General features: G+C 33.2%; 1 protein-coding gene. It reads left to right on the plus strand.

From position 1 onward, the window contains the following. Positions 1–27 precede the first annotated feature (27 nt). Positions 28–663: toprim domain-containing protein (locus VQ048_RS13080; protein WP_327611949.1), on the plus strand; the 636-nt coding region annotated here is incomplete at its 3' end.

The following is a 663-nucleotide window of genomic DNA, read 5'->3' on the forward strand; positions in this document are numbered from 1 at the left end:
ATCGAATCGCCTAGCTATCGTCCCTATATGATAGTAGATAAGAACTTCAGTAAAATAGAACTTGACTATTGGGAAACATTTGGAATAACGAAAACAGTTTTAGATATATTTGGAGTAAAATCCTTGCAATCTTTTGAAAGCATCAATAAAAAAGGACAACCCTATCGAATAGAATCCAATGATGATGAACCCATTTTTTCATATCAGAATGCGGAACTCATAAAAATTTATCGTCCCCTTTCCAAACATCGTTTTCTATATGCAGGTATCGCTACGGATTATTGTTTTGGATTGGAACAATTACCGTTAGATGGTGATGATATTTTGTTTATTACAGGTGGTGAAAAAGATGTGATGAGTTTGTATACAAAAGGCTTTTCAGCCATTTGTTTCAATAGTGAAAATAGTCATATTCCCATCTCTCTCATTCAATCTTTAAAAGGTCGCTTTCGTCATATTGTATTATTGTATGATGTGGATCAGGCAGGAAAAAAGGCGGTACAAAGTCATTTAGAAAAATTAAAGGATCTGGTAGAGGTATTAGAACTTCCCTTATCAGGAACTAAAGACGATAAAGACATATCGAACTATTTTCAGCAAGGCTATACCGCTAAGGATTTAAAAACATTGTTTTTGAAAATGCTTCAAAAAAAATATCAGCAA

Source organism: Bergeyella anatis, assembly GCF_036016955.1.
Lineage (GTDB): Bacteria > Bacteroidota > Bacteroidia > Flavobacteriales > Weeksellaceae > JAYWXI01.